At 39.8% G+C, this 18,299-nt stretch carries 12 protein-coding genes, 1 pseudogene and 1 other annotated feature; of the genes and pseudogenes, 2 read left to right on the top strand and 11 right to left on the bottom strand.

All coding sequences use genetic code 11. The annotated features are described in order from the left end of the window. Window positions 1-320: 320 nt before the first annotated feature. Both uvrA and uvrB read right to left on the bottom strand, forming a co-directional pair. Window positions 321-3,137: an excinuclease ABC subunit UvrA gene (gene uvrA, locus IW492_RS07525; RefSeq protein ID WP_202066997.1), complete on the bottom strand. Its 2,817-nt coding sequence runs from the start codon at window positions 3,135-3,137 to the stop codon at window positions 321-323. Between the two features lie 10 nt (window positions 3,138-3,147). Beyond that, window positions 3,148-5,142 carry an excinuclease ABC subunit UvrB gene (gene uvrB / locus IW492_RS07520; protein ID WP_202066996.1) on the bottom strand — a complete coding sequence of 665 codons (1,995 nt, stop codon included), beginning with the start codon at window positions 5,140-5,142 and terminating at the stop codon, window positions 3,148-3,150. A gap of 348 nt (window positions 5,143-5,490) precedes the next feature. On the opposite strand from uvrB, the gene IW492_RS07515 reads away from it, so the two are divergent. Together IW492_RS07515 and IW492_RS07510 are read left to right on the top strand one after the other, a co-directional pair. Then, window positions 5,491-7,641 (top strand): amino acid ABC transporter substrate-binding protein/permease, encoded by a 2,151-nt coding sequence (locus IW492_RS07515; RefSeq protein WP_202066995.1) that lies wholly within the window; start codon window positions 5,491-5,493, stop codon window positions 7,639-7,641. Further along, on the top strand, window positions 7,642-8,379 hold the full coding sequence (locus tag IW492_RS07510; protein WP_202066994.1) for an amino acid ABC transporter ATP-binding protein: 738 nt from the start codon (window positions 7,642-7,644) through the stop codon (window positions 8,377-8,379). Window positions 8,380-9,126: 747 nt separating this feature from the next. Here IW492_RS07510 and IW492_RS07505 read toward each other — a convergent pair. The 9 genes and pseudogenes from IW492_RS07505 to IW492_RS07470 form a co-directional block, all read right to left on the bottom strand. Then, a complete protein-coding gene (locus tag IW492_RS07505; RefSeq protein ID WP_202066993.1) occupies window positions 9,127-10,224 on the bottom strand; it encodes a glycerol dehydrogenase in 1,098 nt (365 codons plus the stop codon). 108 nt (window positions 10,225-10,332) lie between these two features. Next, window positions 10,333-11,268 carry a homoserine O-succinyltransferase gene (locus IW492_RS07500; RefSeq protein WP_202066992.1) on the bottom strand — a complete coding sequence of 312 codons (936 nt, stop codon included), beginning with the start codon at window positions 11,266-11,268 and terminating at the stop codon, window positions 10,333-10,335. 3 nt (window positions 11,269-11,271) lie between these two features. Then, the gene (locus IW492_RS07495; RefSeq protein ID WP_202066991.1) at window positions 11,272-12,543 is read right to left on the bottom strand and encodes an O-acetylhomoserine aminocarboxypropyltransferase/cysteine synthase family protein; all 1,272 of its coding nucleotides are present in this window, start codon (window positions 12,541-12,543) and stop codon (window positions 11,272-11,274) included. Next, the gene (locus IW492_RS18045) at window positions 12,533-12,715 is read right to left on the bottom strand and encodes a hypothetical protein (RefSeq protein WP_236671833.1); all 183 of its coding nucleotides are present in this window, start codon (window positions 12,713-12,715) and stop codon (window positions 12,533-12,535) included. The genes IW492_RS07495 and IW492_RS18045 overlap by 11 nt, the downstream gene beginning before the upstream one ends. Next, window positions 12,682-12,942 (bottom strand) — a binding site (T-box leader). (Overlaps the previous gene by 34 nt.) Before the next feature lie 149 nt (window positions 12,943-13,091). Then, window positions 13,092-14,039: an oxygen-dependent tRNA uridine(34) hydroxylase TrhO gene (gene trhO / locus IW492_RS07490; protein WP_202066990.1), complete on the bottom strand. Its 948-nt coding sequence runs from the start codon at window positions 14,037-14,039 to the stop codon at window positions 13,092-13,094. A 148-nt stretch (window positions 14,040-14,187) separates the two neighbouring features. Beyond that, on the bottom strand, window positions 14,188-14,562 hold the full coding sequence (locus IW492_RS07485) for a VOC family protein (protein ID WP_202066989.1): 375 nt from the start codon (window positions 14,560-14,562) through the stop codon (window positions 14,188-14,190). A 259-nt stretch (window positions 14,563-14,821) separates the two neighbouring features. Continuing rightward, a complete protein-coding gene (locus tag IW492_RS07480) occupies window positions 14,822-16,210 on the bottom strand; it encodes an L-cystine transporter (RefSeq protein WP_202066988.1) in 1,389 nt (462 codons plus the stop codon). 337 nt (window positions 16,211-16,547) lie between these two features. Further along, a pseudogene (locus tag IW492_RS07475) lies at window positions 16,548-17,345 on the bottom strand (carbohydrate ABC transporter permease); the annotation flags it as partial. 86 nt (window positions 17,346-17,431) lie between these two features. After that, on the bottom strand, window positions 17,432-18,298 hold the full coding sequence (locus IW492_RS07470; protein WP_202066984.1) for a carbohydrate ABC transporter permease: 867 nt from the start codon (window positions 18,296-18,298) through the stop codon (window positions 17,432-17,434). Window position 18,299: the final 1 nt, after the last annotated feature.

Raw genomic sequence — 18,299 nt, 5'->3', positions numbered from 1 at the left:
GCGTACCCGAATTTTCTTACTCAACGGCCTTATTCAATACAAATAAAAAACACCGGAGAAGGAGTTCGATTCCTTCTTCCGATGTTCATTGGTGATACTATCAGTCCGATTTGACAAAGAGCCAGAGATGTTCCTTTTTCTTTTTTGAACGGATTATTTATAGAGAGAAAGTTATAGACCAATTCACACCCATAACTTATCTTCATTAAACAAATTTTACCTTAAATAAAGATTTAAATCAAGGAAACTAAAAGAATCCTTAATAATTATTTGTTTGACTAAAATAAATATAAACAAACTGAAAATGGAGTATACCAATTCTAAAGAACGCTCTTCAGATATTGCCCTGTATAGCTCTCTTTTATTTCAGCAATATCTTCTGGAGTCCCTATTCCTACAATGGTACCTCCGCCTTCTCCACCCTCAGGTCCTAGGTCGATTACGTGGTCTGCTGACTTAATCATATCCAGATTATGTTCAATAACCAACACTGTGTTTCCTGTATCAACAAGACGATTCAAAACATTCAGCAAGCGAGAAATATCATCTGTATGGAGTCCCGTAGTTGGTTCATCTAAAATATAGAAATTCTTTCCGTTGGATATTTTATGAAGCTCACTGGCCAGTTTCATCCGCTGTGCTTCTCCCCCGGAAAGTGTGGTTGCAGGTTGTCCCAATGTTACATAGCCTAAACCAACATCTAATATCGTCTGAAGCTTTCGATGAATTTTCGGAATGTGTTGGAAGAACTCAACCGAATCTTCCACAGTCATTTCAAGTATATCTGAAATATTTTTTCCTTTATAATGAACATCGAGAGTTTCAGAGTTATAACGTTTTCCATGGCAGACTTCACATGGAACATAAACATCCGGCAGGAAATGCATTTCGATTTTTATAATACCGTCTCCCCGGCAAGCTTCACACCTTCCGCCTTTAACATTGAAACTGAATCTGCCCTTTTTATATCCACGGACTTTTGCTTCATTTGTCTTTGCAAACAGATCACGAATGTTATCGAATACACTGGTATATGTTGCCGGGTTACTTCTCGGAGTTCTGCCGATCGGACTCTGATCAATATCAATAACCTTTTCGATATGCTTATATCCTGTGACATTTTTATGTTTACCTGGTTTATTTGAATTTCGATTAATTTTTTGTGCCAAAGCTTTTTTCAAAATTTGATTTACCAATGTACTTTTACCGGAACCTGAGACACCAGTTACAGCAACGAATTCACCCAAAGGAAATTCCACGTTAATATTTTTTAAATTATTTTCTGCAGCACCAGTCACTTTAATTGATTTGCCGTTTCCTTTTCTGCGTTTTTCCGGAACAGAGATTTTTTTCTTTCCTGATAAATACTGTCCAGTCAATGATTTTTTATTTTTGGCAACCTCTTTTGGAGTGCCGGCAGCTACAATCTGTCCCCCCTGATCTCCAGCTCCAGGCCCAACATCGATTAGATAATCTGCTTCCCTCATTGTATCTTCATCATGTTCCACCACAATCAGAGTATTTCCAAGATCACGCATCTTCTTTAATGAAGCAATCAGACGATCATTATCCCGCTGATGAAGTCCAATTGACGGCTCATCAAGAATATAGAGTACGCCTGAAAGGTTTGAGCCAATCTGCGTTGCAAGTCTGATCCGCTGGGCTTCCCCTCCGGACAACGTACCGGAAGCCCTGCTCAATGTCAGATAATCCAGACCGACATTCTCCAGAAATGTCAGACGATCTCTGACTTCCTTTAAGATAGGTTTTGCGATCATCTCTTCCTGCTCAGACAATGACAGCTTACCAAAGAACGGCAACCCTTTTTTGATCGTCAGCTCGCTGACTTCACCGATGCTGGTCCCGTTGATTTTCACTGCCAGTGCCTGCTGATTCAAACGATATCCTTTACATGTTTCGCAAGGCAATTCGGTCATGTAAGTACGCATTTGTTCCCGAGTGAACTCACTATTGGTTTCATGATAACGGCGTTTAATATTCTTTAGTACCCCTTCAAAAGGGACGTCTACGTCTCGAACACCGCCAAAATCATTTTCATAGTGAAAATGGAATACTTCTCCGTTTGAACCATTTAAAATAATATCCTGATGCTCTTCTGGCAATTCACTGAACGGAGTATCCACATCAATACCAAAACTGAGCGCTGCTTGTTCCAGCATTTGAGGATAATATTGAGAACTGATCGGATTCCATGGAGCAACTGCTCCTTCTTTCAGTGTTTTTTCTGGATCGGGGATAACTAAGTCCTTATCTACTTCCAACTTCATTCCAAGCCCATCACAATCCGGGCAAGCTCCAAATGGTGCATTAAATGAGAACAGACGCGGCTCCAATTCTCCTACAGTAAAACCACAGTAAGGGCATGCATAATGTTCACTGAACAGCAATTCTTCCTTGCTGTTTACGTCTACTAAAGCATAGCCGTCTGCAAGCCGGAGGGCTGCCTCAAGTGAGTCAAAGAGACGGGAGCGAATACCCTCTTTTACAATAATCCTATCGACAACAATAGCAATATCATGCTTCTTGTTTTTTTCAAGTTCAGGCACTTCACTCAGATCATAAACTTCTCCATCCACGCGAGCTCTCACATAACCGTCTTTTTGGATTGATTCAAATACTTTTTTGTGCTGACCCTTTTTCTTTACAATTACCGGTGCCAAAATCTGAACTTTGCTTCGTTCCGGCAGTTCCAGGACACGATCCACCATTTGTTCCACAGACTGACTGGTAATTTCTATATGATCATTTGGGCAAATCGGATGACCGATTCTAGCAAACAAAAGACGCAGATAGTCATTAATTTCCGTAACTGTTCCTACTGTTGAACGCGGATTTTTACTTGTTGTTTTCTGGTCAATCGAAATGGCCGGACTTAATCCATCAATGCTGTCAACATCAGGCTTATCCATTTGACCTAAAAACTGGCGGGCATAAGCTGAAAGACTTTCAACATATCGGCGCTGTCCTTCGGCATATAAAGTATCAAAAGCCAATGAGCTTTTTCCAGACCCCGATAAACCAGTCACTACAACCAGCTTATCTCTAGGGATTGTTACATCTATATTTTTTAAGTTATGAGCTCTTGCTCCGTGAATGACAATTTTATCGTTTTGCATCTTTTACCTCCTAGTTTGAAGCCTTCAATTCCAGTATTGTATCTCTTAATGTAGCTGCAGCTTCAAAATCAAGCGCTTTGGCCGCATCTCTCATTTCTTTTTCCAGTCGCATCAGCAAATCATCTTTTTCCTGTTTCGTCATCTTATCATAAGACTTGCTGATTGTATAAGTTTCATCCTCTTCTGCAACCTTGGAAATGGAGATCAGATCACGGATTTCTTTAATGATTGTTTTCGGAACAATACCATGTTCTTCATTATATTGTTCTTGAATAGAACGCCGCCGTGCCGTTTCATCCATCGCTTTTTGCATGGAATCAGTAATTTTATCCGCATACATGATAACTTTTCCATCCGCATTTCTCGCTGCCCGTCCAATAGTCTGGACAAGCGACCGCTCGCTTCGCAGGAATCCTTCTTTATCAGCATCCAAAATAGCAATTAATGAAACCTCAGGTACATCCAGACCTTCTCTCAACAGATTAATTCCTATCAAGACGTCGAATTCTCCCAACCTCAGATCACGGATAATCTCGGTTCGTTCCATCGTTTTAATGTCACTGTGAAGATACTTTACCTTCATTCCAAGTTCTTTGAAGTAATCTGTTAGGTCTTCCGACATTTTTTTGGTTAATGTCGTAATAAAGACCCGTTGATTTTTTTCAATACGCTCATTAATTTCACCAACAAGGTCATCAATCTGTCCCATAATCGGACGAACTTCAATCACCGGATCAAGCAGCCCTGTCGGACGAATAATCTGCTGAATCACAGTATCTGTTTGTTCATACTCATAAGGTCCCGGTGTTGCAGATACATAAACAACCTGATGGACATGCTGCTCAAATTCTTCAAGACGTAAAGGCCGATTGTCCAGTGCACTTGGCAGACGGAATCCATAGTCAACGAGCATTTGCTTTCTTGCCCTGTCGCCATTATACATACCTCGTACCTGAGGCATCGTTACATGCGATTCATCAATGACCAGCAGAAAATCATCCGGAAAGAAATCTATCAGAGTATACGGAGGCTCTCCTTCTGATCTGCCATCCATATGTCTGGAATAATTTTCAATCCCAGAGGTATATCCCATTTCACGCATCATTTCGATATCATAATTGGTTCGCTGCTCCAGACGCTGTGCTTCCAGCAGCTTATTTTCAGACCGCAGAACCTTCAGACGAGCATCCAATTCTTCTTGTATCTGACTGATTGCATGTTCCATATGGTCTTCATTTGTAACAAAGTGAGTTGCAGGGAAAATAACCGCATGCTCGGTTTCTCCTAAAATTTCCCCGGTCAATGCATCCACTTCTCGGATTCTTTCTATTTCGTCTCCAAAAAATTCGACTCTCAACGCATGGTCATCTCTTGATGCCGGGAATATCTCAACAACATCCCCTCTGACACGAAAACGCCCCCGCTGGAAATCAATGTCATTTCGTTCAAATTGAATATCCACAAGACTTTTCAGCAGCTGCCCTCTTTCTATTTCCATACCTGCTCTTAATGAAACAATTTGTTCACTGTATTCTTTTGGATCTCCCAAACCAAAAATACAAGAGACTGAAGCAACAACGATCACATCATTACGCTCCAGTAAAGCACTGGTTGCAGAGTGACGAAGTTTATCAATCTCATCATTAATACTGGCATCTTTTTCAATGTATGTATCACTTGAAGGAACATAAGCCTCCGGCTGATAATAATCATAGTAACTGACAAAATATTCAACTGCATTATTCGGAAAGAATTCTTTAAACTCTCCATATAGCTGCCCAGCTAATGTTTTATTATGAGCAATTACTAATGTCGGCTTGTTAATCTCTTTAATGACATTTGAAATTGTGAATGTTTTACCAGTTCCGGTGGCCCCCAAAAGAATCTGAGCCTTTTCTCCGCCTTCAACACCCTCAATCAGCTGAGCGATTGCTTGTGGCTGATCCCCATCCGGTTTATATTTTGAAACTAACTCAAATGTATTGGTGGTTTTTCTCTCAATCATAAGTTGTGCTCCTCTCGTGTAATTTTCTCACTAGAAAAGGAAAAGAGTAAATTTCTTACTCCCTGAATCATTTTAACATACCGAACATATTTTCGCTACTTCTATAATCTCAATTTTTTATCCGTTCTTATATGTATTATATATAGAAGGTATTCAAATGTTTCCCATCAGCTAAAAGCTTTTTAGAAGGAGAAATTATTAGTAACTAGGTGGGTTAACCTTGTCATAAAACCTAACATCAAACGTTAGATTTTTTTATTTTTTTTCTTACCTTTACCGAATTTATTGTTTTTCTCATGGATTTTGCTATATAATTGTTAAATATGTAATTATTTAGGAGGATTTTGTATGAAGAAGAAGCACTTTTTATTTTCTTTATTTGCTATGATTGCAAGTCTGCTCGTTTTAACGAACGGCAATACGAGCTGGGCAGAAGAAAAGACTTATGATATTGGAACAGATCTGACATTCGCCCCATTTGAATTTCAGGATTCAAATGATGAATATATCGGTATTGATATAGACTTGCTGAATGCGATAGCAGAAGATCAGGGATTCAAAGTGAATCTTAAGCCTCTTGGATTTGACTCAGCCATTCAAGCTGTACAGTCAGGACAGATTGATGGAATGATCGCGGGAATGAGTATTACAGATGAACGAAAAAAATCCTTTGACTTCTCAGATTCTTATTTTAACAGCGGCCTGCAAATGGCTGTCAAACAAGGGAATGATACCATTGAGAACTATGATGATTTAGATGGTAAAGCAGTTGCTGCCAAAGTAGGAACGGAGAGCGCAGCTTTTCTTGAAAAAAATCAGGACAAGTATGGCTACTCCATTAAAAATTTTGATGATGCAACCGGTTTGTATCAGGCTCTTCAAAACGGGGAAGCTGATGCGATCTTTGATGATTATCCGGTGTTAGGCTACGCCATTACAAATGGGCAAAAGCTTCAACTGGTTGGAGAGAAAGAAACGGGCAGTTCTTACGGCTTTGCTGTGAAAAAGGGGCAAAACCCTGAACTGATCGAAATGTTCAACGACGGACTTGAGAAACTAAAAGAAGACGGCACCTATGATAAGATCATTGCCGAGTACATCTCTTCCGGTTCTGAAGATGCTGAAGGTGAAATGAAACAAATTGAGCCTAAAAAAGATGTGTATACAATTGCCAGTGATTCAACGTTCGCGCCTTTCGAATTTCAAAATTCTGATGGTGAATACGAAGGAATCGATGTTGATTTGATCAATCGAATTGCTCAACTACAGGGCTTCACGATTGAATTTACATTCATCGGATTCAGTTCAGCAATTCAGGCTGTGGAGTCCGGTCAGGCAGACGGAATGATTGCAGGGATGACCATTACTGATGAACGTGAAAAATCCTTTGATTTCTCCACTCCTTATTTCAACAGCGGAATTCAAATTGCTGTCAAGGAAGACAACGATTCTATAACTTCCTACGAAGATTTAAAAGATCAAACAGTTGGAGCAAAAATCGGGACAGAGAGTGCTGATTTCCTTGAAGCGAATAAAGATAAATATGGATATAAAATCAAATATCTGGATACAACAGATGCTTTGTACAGCTCTTTGGATATTGGCGAAATTGCTGCGATGATGGATGACTACCCGGTAATCGGTTATGGAATTGCTCAGGGGCAGGCTTTGTCGACACCCATCCCCCGTGAAGAAGGCGGTTCTTACGGCTTTGCTGTGAAAAAAGGCAAAAATCCTGAATTAATTGAAATGTTTAATGAAGGCTTGGCTGAATTAAAACGAACAGGCGAATACGACACAATTGTTGGAAAATATATTAAAGACGGCAGCACCAAAGACACTGTTGATGAATCTACCTTTTCCGGAATGATTAAAAATAACTGGAAACGTCTGTTAAGCGGATTATGGATGACCGTTCAGCTTACACTGATTTCATTTGCTTTAGCGTTAATTCTGGGTGTGTTTTTCGGACTGTTCAGTGTTTCTCCTGTGAGAGCTTTACGAATAATATCAACAATTTATGTGGATATTATCAGAGGAATTCCATTAATGGTTGTTGCGTTCTTTATTTATTTCGGCTTGCCAAGTATGTTAGGCTTTAACATTCCTGTATTTATTGCTGGGATTATCACACTGACCTTAAATGCCAGTGCCTATATTTCAGAAATTGTCCGGGGCGGTATTAACGCTGTGCCAGTTGGACAAATGGAGGCTTCCAGAAGTTTAGGTCTGTCCTACAATAAAACAATGCGAAAAATCATTCTGCCGCAGGCCATCAAGATTATGATTCCTTCGTTCATCAATCAATTTGTTATTTCTTTGAAGGACACAACGATTCTTTCTGCAATCAGCTTAATTGAATTACTGCAGACGGGTAGAATTATTGTTGCCCGCAACCTGCAAAGTACCATGGTTTACTTTGTGATTGCTGTGATGTATTTAATTCTAATTACATCATTAACAAAACTGGCAAAAGTTCTTGAAAAGAGGGTGAAATAAATGACTGAAAAAATTCTTGTTGAACATTTGGTGAAAAAATTCGGCGATAATACTGTATTGAATGATATCAATGTTTCGATCAACGAGGGCGATGTTGTTTGTATCATCGGACCCTCAGGATCTGGAAAAAGTACATTTCTGCGCTGTCTGAATCAGCTTGAAGAAGCATCAAGCGGCGATATCATTATCGACGGTTCAAATCTGACAGATAAAAATACGGATATCAATAAAGTTCGCCAGCATATTGGAATGGTTTTCCAGCACTTTAACCTGTTCCCGCATTTATCTGTACTGGAAAACATTACTCTGGCTCCTGTAGATTTGGGACGTCTGTCTCCTGCGGAAGCGAAAGAAGAAGCAATGAGACTTTTGGATACGGTTGGATTGGCTGATAAAAAGGACAGCTATCCGAAATCACTTTCAGGGGGCCAAAAACAACGTGTGGCCATTGCTCGAGCACTGGCTATGAACCCGGATATCATGCTGTTTGATGAACCAACTTCTGCACTTGATCCGGAAATGGTTGGAGATGTGCTGAATGTTATGAAAAAGCTGGCAAAACAGGGCATGACCATGGTTATCGTTACTCATGAAATGGGCTTCGCTAAAGAAGTAGCGAACCGGGTAATGTTTATCGATGGCGGAAACTTCCTGGAGGATGGCTCACCGAAACAAATTTTTGAATCTCCTCAAAATGAGCGGACAAAAGACTTCCTTGATAAAGTGTTAAATATTTGATGAGTAAACTCTCCTGAGTATTGGCTTGCTCAGGAGAGTTTTTAATGCAGCAGCGGTCTTGAAACTATCATAGCCTCTCTGGGCAACTTAATTGGGTTCAAAATCTATATAGACCATTATCCAGAAAAAAACAGATACTTTTTAATTCAATTTACTTGTTTCAATAGACTATTTTTAACTGCTTTTGTGCTTTAAAACCTGCTAATTTAAGTAAAAGAGCCTGTGACAAACACTCATGAGGACTATCGCCCTCACCAAACAGAATGAAAAGAAAAAAACGATCGACCTACACGCTATTTCCTGTCATACTAAAGAGGACAGAAGGGCTTGTAGGTCGATCACTTATTGAAGTTCTTTTCCAAGTTGACCTTGAGGAACAAACTAGATCGTTCTACTTATCTGCTCCTGCGGTTACTCGTCGCATTTAAGTCCGTATACATGCTCCTTCGGTTACTCGTCGCATTTAAGTCCGTATACATGCTCCTTCGGTTACTCGTCGCATTTAAGTCCGTATACATGCTCCTTCGGTTACTCGTCGCATTTAAGTTCATGTACGTGCTCCTGCGGTTACTCATCGCATTTAAGTCCGTATACATGCTCCTTCGGTTACTCGTCGCATTTAAGTTCGTATACATGCTCCTTCGGTTACTCGTCGCATTTAAGTTCGTATACATGCTCCTTCGGTTACTCGTCGCATGGAGAAGCTTTGTCACAACCTCCTCAAGTTACTTTGTTTTCTTCATTATTCTATGCGTAATTATTCTCTACAAAGACATCCAGCGCCTGAATCGCTCTGACAATCTCTCGTTTTGTTACAACTCGCGGCTGCTGCTTCAGGTAGTCTCCATCTGATAGAGACTGCTCGGCAATCAAACCAAGCTGTTTCTCATCTTTAAAATCCAGTCCCATTCCTCGACAATTGATTGGCAGTCCCAATTCACTGAACAAGTCAATGTATCTTGTCAGCATTTCAGTCGGCTGTTCCTCTAAAACAAGCTGAACAAGTGTTGTGAAGGCCACTTTCTCCCCGTGCATCAACAAATTGACTTTTCCCTTGATAGCTGAAAAGCCGTTATGCAGAGCATGAGCAGCTGAAAGGCCGCCGCTTTCAAAACCAAGACCGCTCATTAAAATATTTGCTTCTACAACTGCTTCAAAGGCATCTGTAACTCGTCTTTTTCTATTATCTTCAACAGCCTGGAGTCCATAGGTAAATAAAACATCTTCACATCTCTCGGCAATCGCCAGTGCTGTGAATGTTGGTTTTTGCCCCAGCACATTAACCCCATGATTTTTCCAAACAGATCTTGCTTCAACTCCGGTGGCCAAACCATCTGCAATCCCTGCTATCAATGTCCGAACAGGTGCATTTACAATTATTTCGGTATCAACAAGAACAAGATCAGGATTTTTTTGGTACAAAGCATAGGTCTTAAAGCGGCCATCATCCTCATATAACACAGATACTGAAGAAGTTGGCGCATCAGTAGATGCCGTTGTCGGTATAACCACAATTGGTATATTCAATTGATCCGCGATTGCTTTCCCCGCATCAATAACTTTACCTCCTCCTAGTGCAAGTAAAACCTCACTACTCGTTTCAGTCATTTCATTAATAATACGTTGTATTTCTTTTTCAGAAGATTCTCCATTAAAAATAATGTGTGCTACCTTCAATCCTTCACTAGTCAGCTGCTGATCATACGATTCTCCAACAAGCGTCCAGACAAACTCATCCGTCAAAATCAGGGCATTATTCCCAAATGTTTGAATGTACGGTCCACTTCTCCTAAGAAGGTCTCTCCCCTGAACGTATTTTGATGGACTGACAAATAGCTTTTCCATGCTTTCACCTCTTACTACCAAATTTTTACCGTTTTTAATTATACAGGTCATTTTATTAAAAAAAAAGGGAAGCCGAAAATTCAGCTTCTCCTTTTATTATTATTCATTTCACATCATTAAACGTTCTTTTTGCTCACTGAGGATCTGATTCAACTCATATGGCGTCAGCTGATAGACATCGTTCAGCCAATTATGGTAGAGTAAATGCGCGTGTCCACGCCATGTGTTGATGACTCCTTTGTCCAGCTGGTTATCTACAAAATAGTTTTTAGGTATTGCAGTGTCCATGCCTTTTTCCTGATCACGCAGATATTCCTGTGTTAAAGAATCCGTATCGTACTCAAAATGACCCAGCAAAAAGATATTATGATCATCTTCGGAAATTAAAATCGTTGCCCCAATTTCTTCATTTGCTGCCATTATCCGTAAACGCTTCTCATCAATCTGTCCTTCATTGATGCCTGTGTACCGGGATTGAGGCGTATTAAAGCGGTCATCAAATCCTCTGAACAAACGATGATTTTCTTTTGGTGTCTGACTGTAAATACCAAACAGCTTTTTATCATAGGCAGTTTTCTCTACACCATAGTGATGATACAGGGCTGCCTGTGCACCCCAGCAGATATGAATGACCGAAGTTGTATTTGTCTGACTCCAATCCATGATTTCCACCAGTTCATCCCAGTAATTTACTTCTTTAAACGGCAGCTGTTCTACTGGTGCACCGGTAATAATCATTCCATCGTAAGTTCTGTTCCTGATCTCATCAAATGCCAGATAAAATTGTGACAAATGATGCAGGCTGGTATTTTTATGTTCATGAGAAGAAATTTTCAAAAAATCAACATCTATTTGCAAAGGACTTTGACTGATTAATCGAAGAAGCTGAATTTCTGTATCAATTTTATTGGGCATCAGGTTTAGAATCAAGAGCTTTAATGGTCGGATATCCTGTGTAGAGGCCCGTTCATTATCTATGGCAAAAATGTTTTCTTTTTCCAATACTTGCTTCGCCGGGAAGCTATCAACCAGTTTTATCGGCATCACCTATGCCTCCAGCTTTTCAAAGGCCTGCTGCAAATCTGTCAGAATGTCTTTCACATTTTCAATCCCACAGGAAATACGAATCAGTCCTGGAGAAATGCCTGCATTACTTAGTTCATCATCAGATAACTGACGATGTGTAGATGTTGCAGGATGCAGCGCACAGGTTCGAATATCTGCTACGTGTACTTCCAAAGAAACAAGTTCCAATGAATCAAGCCACTTAGCTGCTGCTTCTTTTCCATCTGCAATTTCAAACGAGATAACTCCGCACAACCCGTTTGGAACATATTTTTGAGCTAGTTCATAATTCACATCAGTTTCCAATCCAGGATAAGTAACAGAAGATACAGCATTTTGCTCTGTTAAAAATTTCGCTACTGCTAATGCATTTTCATAATGACGATCCATCCGTACAGGTAAAGTTTCCATTCCCAAATTCAGCAAAAATGAGTTTTGAGGAGAGGGAGTCGCTCCAATATCTCTCATTAGCTGTACACGAGCTTTAGTAATATAAGCAGCCGGTCCAAATGTCTCAGTATAGACCAAATTATGGTACGTCACATCAGGCTTGCTGAGCTGAGGAAACTTTCCATTACTCCAGTTGAATTTCCCGCTGTCAACAATTACTCCACCAGTCTGAACTGCATGACCATCCAAATATTTTGTCGTACTGTGTATCACAATATCTGCACCATATTCAATTGGGCGACAAAAATAAGGGGTAGCAAATGTATTATCAATAATAAACGGTACCTCTGCATCATGTGCCAGCTTGGCAAATTTCTCAATATCCAAAACATGCATGGCAGGATTAGCAATCGTTTCAGCAAAAACTGCTTTTGTATTTGGTTGGACCGCTTTTTTCAACTCTTCCAAGGTTGCTGTCTGATCAACAAATGTAACTTTGATACCTATTTTTCTGAACGTATGAGCGAGTAGGTTAAACGTCCCGCCATACACATAGGAAGAAGAAATCAGATGGTCTCCCGCTTCAAGAATATTCAGAATTGCAAAAAATGTTGCTGCCTGACCGGAAGAAGTACACAATGCCGCAACTCCGCCTTCCAGTGCCGCAATCTTTTCTTCTGCTGCATTTGTCGTTGGGTTAGCCAGACGAGTATAAAAATACCCAGCCTTTTCCAGATCAAATAATTTGCCAATTTCTTCTGTAGAGTCATACGTATACGTTGTACTTTGAACAATGGGAGCCACTCTCGGCTCTCCATTTCCCGGTTGATAGCCTGCATGCAGACACTTCGTTTCAAATTCCATTCTTTTTCCCTCCATCATTTTTTAGTTGTATTTCTGGTCCGCTTAATGTTTCAGCATTAAAGATATAAGAGTTCATGCCAGTCTTTTGATAGCGGGCTATGCAGCTTGTATACAAAAAAGCTCCCGCCTTTTCGTTGCCGAAAGGACGCGAGCGTATACTCCGTGTTACCACCTTAATTCACTGCTCCCTTATAAGAACAGCCTCAGTCAGTAAGACAAAATCCCCTTTTCTGTCATTACTGTCATGCTGTAACGGGCATTCCCGCTGACCGCTTATCCTCAGACTCACGATCATCTGCTCAAAGACCATCTTCCAAACTGATTCCTCTGCTTCTTTTCACCGGTCGAAGCTCTCTTTTAAAATTCAGCAGCTTGTACTCTTCTTTTCAATGCGTCTAACCTATGTTGTTGGGTTCACTATACTTGATTTTTTTGATTCAGTCAACAAGAATTCCGAACAAAAATAACTTAATAACTGAAATCATTAGTGTTTTCAAGCAAAAAAAGGATAAACCGCTCTTTCCGATTTATCCTTCATTGTTCTCTTTTTAGACGCCTAACTCAATCAAAGACAGTCGTTCAGCAACTTGCTCTTTTGTTAACTGGTGTTTCGCAGCATAACGATTTTCCGGATGTCTGCTGCACTCCGGTGAACAGCCGCCTAAGTGCTTCTCTTCATTTTCTACAGAAGAAAGAATCTGTCTGTTACAGTAAGGATTTGCACAGTTGATGTAGCGTTCACAGGGAGCTCCGTCAAACCAGTCCTTCCCGATAACCTGTTTGTCCACATGGTTAATTTCTACACTGATTCGTTCATCAAATACGTACATTTTTCCATCCCAAAATTCACCCTGAGTTTTTGGATTTTTCCCATAATTGGCAATACCTCCATGTAATTGCGCTACGTCCTCAAAGCCCTCTCTCAGCAGCCAGCCGGAAAATTTCTCACAACGAATGCCGCCTGTACAGTAAGTGACGATTTTTTTATCCATAAATTGCTCTTTGTTGTCACGAATCCATTGAGGAAGCTCACGGAAATTGCGAATATCCGGACGCACAGCACCGCGAAAATGACCAAGGTCATATTCATAATCATTCCTGGCATCCAATACAATGGTATTTTCATCAATCAATGCTTCGCGAAATTCTTCCGGCTCTAAATAGTTGCCAGTCAAAGCTAACGGATTAATATCATCTTCCAAATTCAAAGCAACCAGCTCTTTTCTTGGACGAACAAACATTTTCTTAAATGCATGTTCTTCCGCCTGATCCACTTTAAAAAAAGTATCCTTAAAGCGCTCATCAGCAAGCATTGCTTCCATGTATTTATTCGTTTCAGCTGTCGTTCCGGAAAGAGTACCATTGATGCCTTCGCGGGCAACAAGAATTCTTCCTTTTAAATTTAATGATTTACAGAAGGCAAGATGCTCTTTGGCAAACTGCTCCGGATCTTCAATCGTTGTATATTGATAATATAAGACTACTTGGTACTTCATTTCTTTCCCTCTTTTCATTTCATTCCAATTCATTATATAAAAAGAAAAAAACAGAATGCCAGTTTGATGCTTGTGGAATGCCGCACAATCAGCTGCTTTATTTACGAACAAAAAAGAGAACGAATTTCGCCCTCTCATGAGTTACATTCTATTCTCCCGACACTGCAAAATAATTCCCATCATTATCTGAAAAGTTAAAAACCAGCTCACCGCCGGGCAATTGCACTAGTTCCCCCACTGTTACATGAGCCTCCTTCATTTTTTTATACAGCTTTGTAATATCCTCGCTGAAAAGCATCAGTGATGGCGTGTTGCCTGCTACTTCAGGAGAGTGCTTTTGAATAAATGCCAGTTCATACAAAACAATTTTGGCAGAAGAATCTGCACTTGGTGCGATCTCCACAACCAGCGTTCCATCAACAGCATCTCTTTCCAATTCTACAAATCCGATACTTTGCCAGAATTCACTTGATTCACTGACATTATTTACATAGAGCATTATTTTTACTTGACTGGTAAACATCTAACTAGTCCCTCCAAAATGATTCTTATTTTTCTATACATCTTATTTTAACTTATGTTCTGCTTGAACAACATCATTTTGATTAGTTTAAGGAGGAAAAAAGATGAAATTAACTGTGCTGGTAGACAGCAATGGGTATATTACTCACTATTATGACGGTGAGGCTGCGTTATCTTTTTTATTGAAGATTAAAACATTTTTTCAATATAAAAAACCATGATCGGTTTCCTGTTTGACCCGATCATGGCTTTAATTTTTTTTATTTAGCTTCTACAACCAGTTCTTCATCTGCAAGAACAGATCGATCTAAATGACCAATATTGGAGCTGGCTACCATTCCGGCTACCATACTATCACTAACATTTACTGCTGTTCTTGCCATGTCAATCAGAGGTTCAACTGAGATAACCAAACCAACGATCGCTACAGGCAGATTCATTGCACCAAGAACGATCAAAGAGGCAAAGGTTGCACCACCGCCGACTCCCGCAACACCAAATGAGCTGATTGTTACGATTGCTGCCAGCATCAATACGAATTCTAAGCTGAATACATCAATTCCCACTGTTGGTGCAACAATTGTCGCAAGCATTGCAGGGTAGACACCGGCACAGCCATTTTGACCAATCGACAATCCGAAGCTGCCCGCAAAATTTGCTGTTGTTTCATCCACGCCCAATGCTCTTGTTTGTGTTTCAATATTTAAAGGCAATGCGCCCGCACTTGATCTTGAAGTAAAAGCAAAGCTTAAAACAGGGAAGGCTTTCTTCAAATAATTCAACGGATTAACCTTAATTACTGCCAGAATAACCAGATGCAGCAGAAAGACAACAATCAATGCTGCATAAGATGCCACTACAAATTTTCCTAAGTTTAAAATTGCTTCAAAATCACTCGTAGCAACGACATTGGTCATCAATGCCAGAACGCCGTATGGAGTCAGTCTCAAAACTAAAGTTACAATTCTCATAGTTATTTTATATAAGCTATCGATTAAGTTCGCAAAAAATTCAGCTTCTTTCGGAGCTTTTTTCTTCACTCCAAGGAATGCGATACCTACGAAAGCAGCAAAGATCACGACACCAATAGTACTGGTTGCACGTGTTCCTGCAAAATCAGCAAAAACATTTCGGGGGATGAAAGATAAGATCTGATCAGGAATTGATAAATTTTCAATGGTCTCCTGTCTGGTTGCCAGTTCAGCGATACGAGCCGCTTCAGCCGTTCCTTCTGTAAACTGAGCACCTTGAAGACCGAATAATATAGTACTGCCATAGCCGATCAAGGCAGCCGCTGCTGTTGTTCCAAGTAAAGTAGCCAAAACATTGAAGCTGATTTTTCCCAGCTTGCTTGACTCTTTCATTTTAGTAAATGCTCCTACAATAGAAACGAATACCAATGGGATCACGAGCATTTGCAGCAATGCCACATAGCCATTTCCAATAATACCAATCCATGACATTGCCTGAGATGTAACATCACTGGCTGTACCAAAGGCAACTTGAATAATTGCACCTAACACGATTCCTACACCCAGAGCTGCAAAAACACGAGTAGAAAATTTTAAGTGTTTTGCCTGCATCCGATAAAAGGCATAGACAACGCCGAGAAATGCAAGAACCACTAAAACTGTGATGAGTGTTGTCATTTTTTACTCCTCCTAAATTAAATTATGTTAATGACAAGTCCATCTAAGGAAGTAAAGGTTCCCGGCAGCAACTCTTCAGCAGCTGCCCTGAATTGAAATTCAGTGATACACTCATTCTAACTGATTAAAAGAAAAACAGGCTATTTTTTTGCTTGTAGACTGATAAGAAAAAAATAGCAGTGATAGCCAAAAACTATCACTACTATTTCTGTACATCTACGCCACCCTTCTGCCAGTACAAAGAAGGAAAACTTTTTTTACAGTAGAAATAACTTCCATACAACTGAAACCAGCTCTTCTTGCAAATTGACACATTAAGTATTAAAGTTGATTTCTTTTATTTCACAGAGCCGATCATTCCTTGAACAAATTGCTTTTGCAGAACAAAGAAGACAACTGCTGTCGGTAACGTCGCAATGACCAACCCGGTCATAATCATTCCATAATCTGGCGTGTAAGAAGCCCCCATTGCGGACAACACCAAAGGAATCGTACGCTTATCAGGTGACTGCAATGCAACTAACGGCCATAAATAATTATTCCAGCTGCTCATAAAGGTAATAATCGCTGCAGCCGCATAAGTATTTTTAGCGGTGGGCATGTACACTCTGAAAAAGATACTTAATTCATTTAAGCCATCCAGACGTGCTGCTTCCACCAAGTCTTTAGGAAATGATTTAACATTTTGGCGGAAGAAGAAAATCAGAAAAGCAGTACTAACTGAAGGCAGAATAACCACAAAGATACTGTTTATCCCCAAAAATGTTCCATTCAAGTTTGAAAACATCCGATACAAAGGTATCATCAATGCCGCAAAAGGCACCATCATAGACAACAGAAGAATATTGAACAGCCTGTCTTTTCTTTTACTATGATAAATTTCGAATCCGTAGCCGGCCATAGATGAAATAAGCAAAGCCAGAACGGTTGTAATCACAGCAATCACCGCAGAATTCCACAAAGCTCGGGCGAAGTTTAAATCATTTGAAAATAAATTTTGAAAATTGATCATCAAGTTGTTCCCAATTTTGATTTTACCTGCAGTAATATCTACTGGTGTATTCGTCATTCCCAAAATCATCCAGATAAAAGGAAAAATTGAAATAAATGAAACAATACTCAAGACTAAATACTTAAAGCCAGTCAGTAGAGAATCTTTCACATTTCGTTTTACTTTCTTGGTTGTTGCAGATACTTCACGTATAGTTGTTCCAGATTCCATTAGCCTTCTCTCCCCACTCTTGTTTGGATAATCGACAGAATGACGATAAATGCAACGATCACAAAGGATACTGCTGCCGCATAACCAAAATTCGGTGTAAATTTATAACTTAAATTGTAAATATATTGTGATAATGTCGCGGTGGCATTTGCCGGACCTCCGCCTGTAATATTCTGAACTTCATCAAACAGCTGCAGCGTTCCAATTGTTGATGTTATGGATGTGAATAAGATAATCGGCTTCAAATTAGGAATTGTTACACGAATAAACTGCTGCCATTTGGAAGCTCCATCAATATCAGCCGCTTCATATATTTCCGGATCAATATTTTGCATACCTGAAAGGAAAAAAATCATATTATAGCCTGTCCAACGCCATGTGATGGAAATAATGATCAGAACTTTTGCCCAAACCGGATCAGTAAGCCAGCCGATAGGCGAATCAATCAGCCCAATGCTCAGCAGTAAATTATTTACCAGTCCGGACTGTGAAAATAGACTTTTCATAATCAGGGAGTAGCTAACCATTGAAGTAATGCAGGGTAAGAAGATAGCTGTACGAAACAATCCCTTGAACTTCAGTTTTTTGTCATTTAAAAAATTGGAAATAAACAATGCCAGAAACAGCATGATCGGAACCTGAACAAGTAAATAAAGAAATGTGTTAAAAAAAGCTTTTTTGAAGGTTGCATCAGTAAGCAGACGCTGATAGTTCCCAAGTCCGTTAAAGCTCATGTTAACGGGTGTTCCGCTTTGAAAGGATGTAAGCAGTGCTAAAATCATTGGAATAAATACCATTAGTGAAATCAATATTACCGGGAGAATCAAAAAGGCATTACCATTTTTGAATAAGTCTTTCTTTCTCATT

It is taken from the genome of Enterococcus sp. BWB1-3 (assembly GCF_016745275.1).
Lineage (GTDB): Bacteria > Bacillota > Bacilli > Lactobacillales > Enterococcaceae > Enterococcus_L.
The sequence above is the reverse complement of the archived record's forward strand: the minus strand, read 5'-3'. Positions and strand labels throughout refer to the sequence as shown.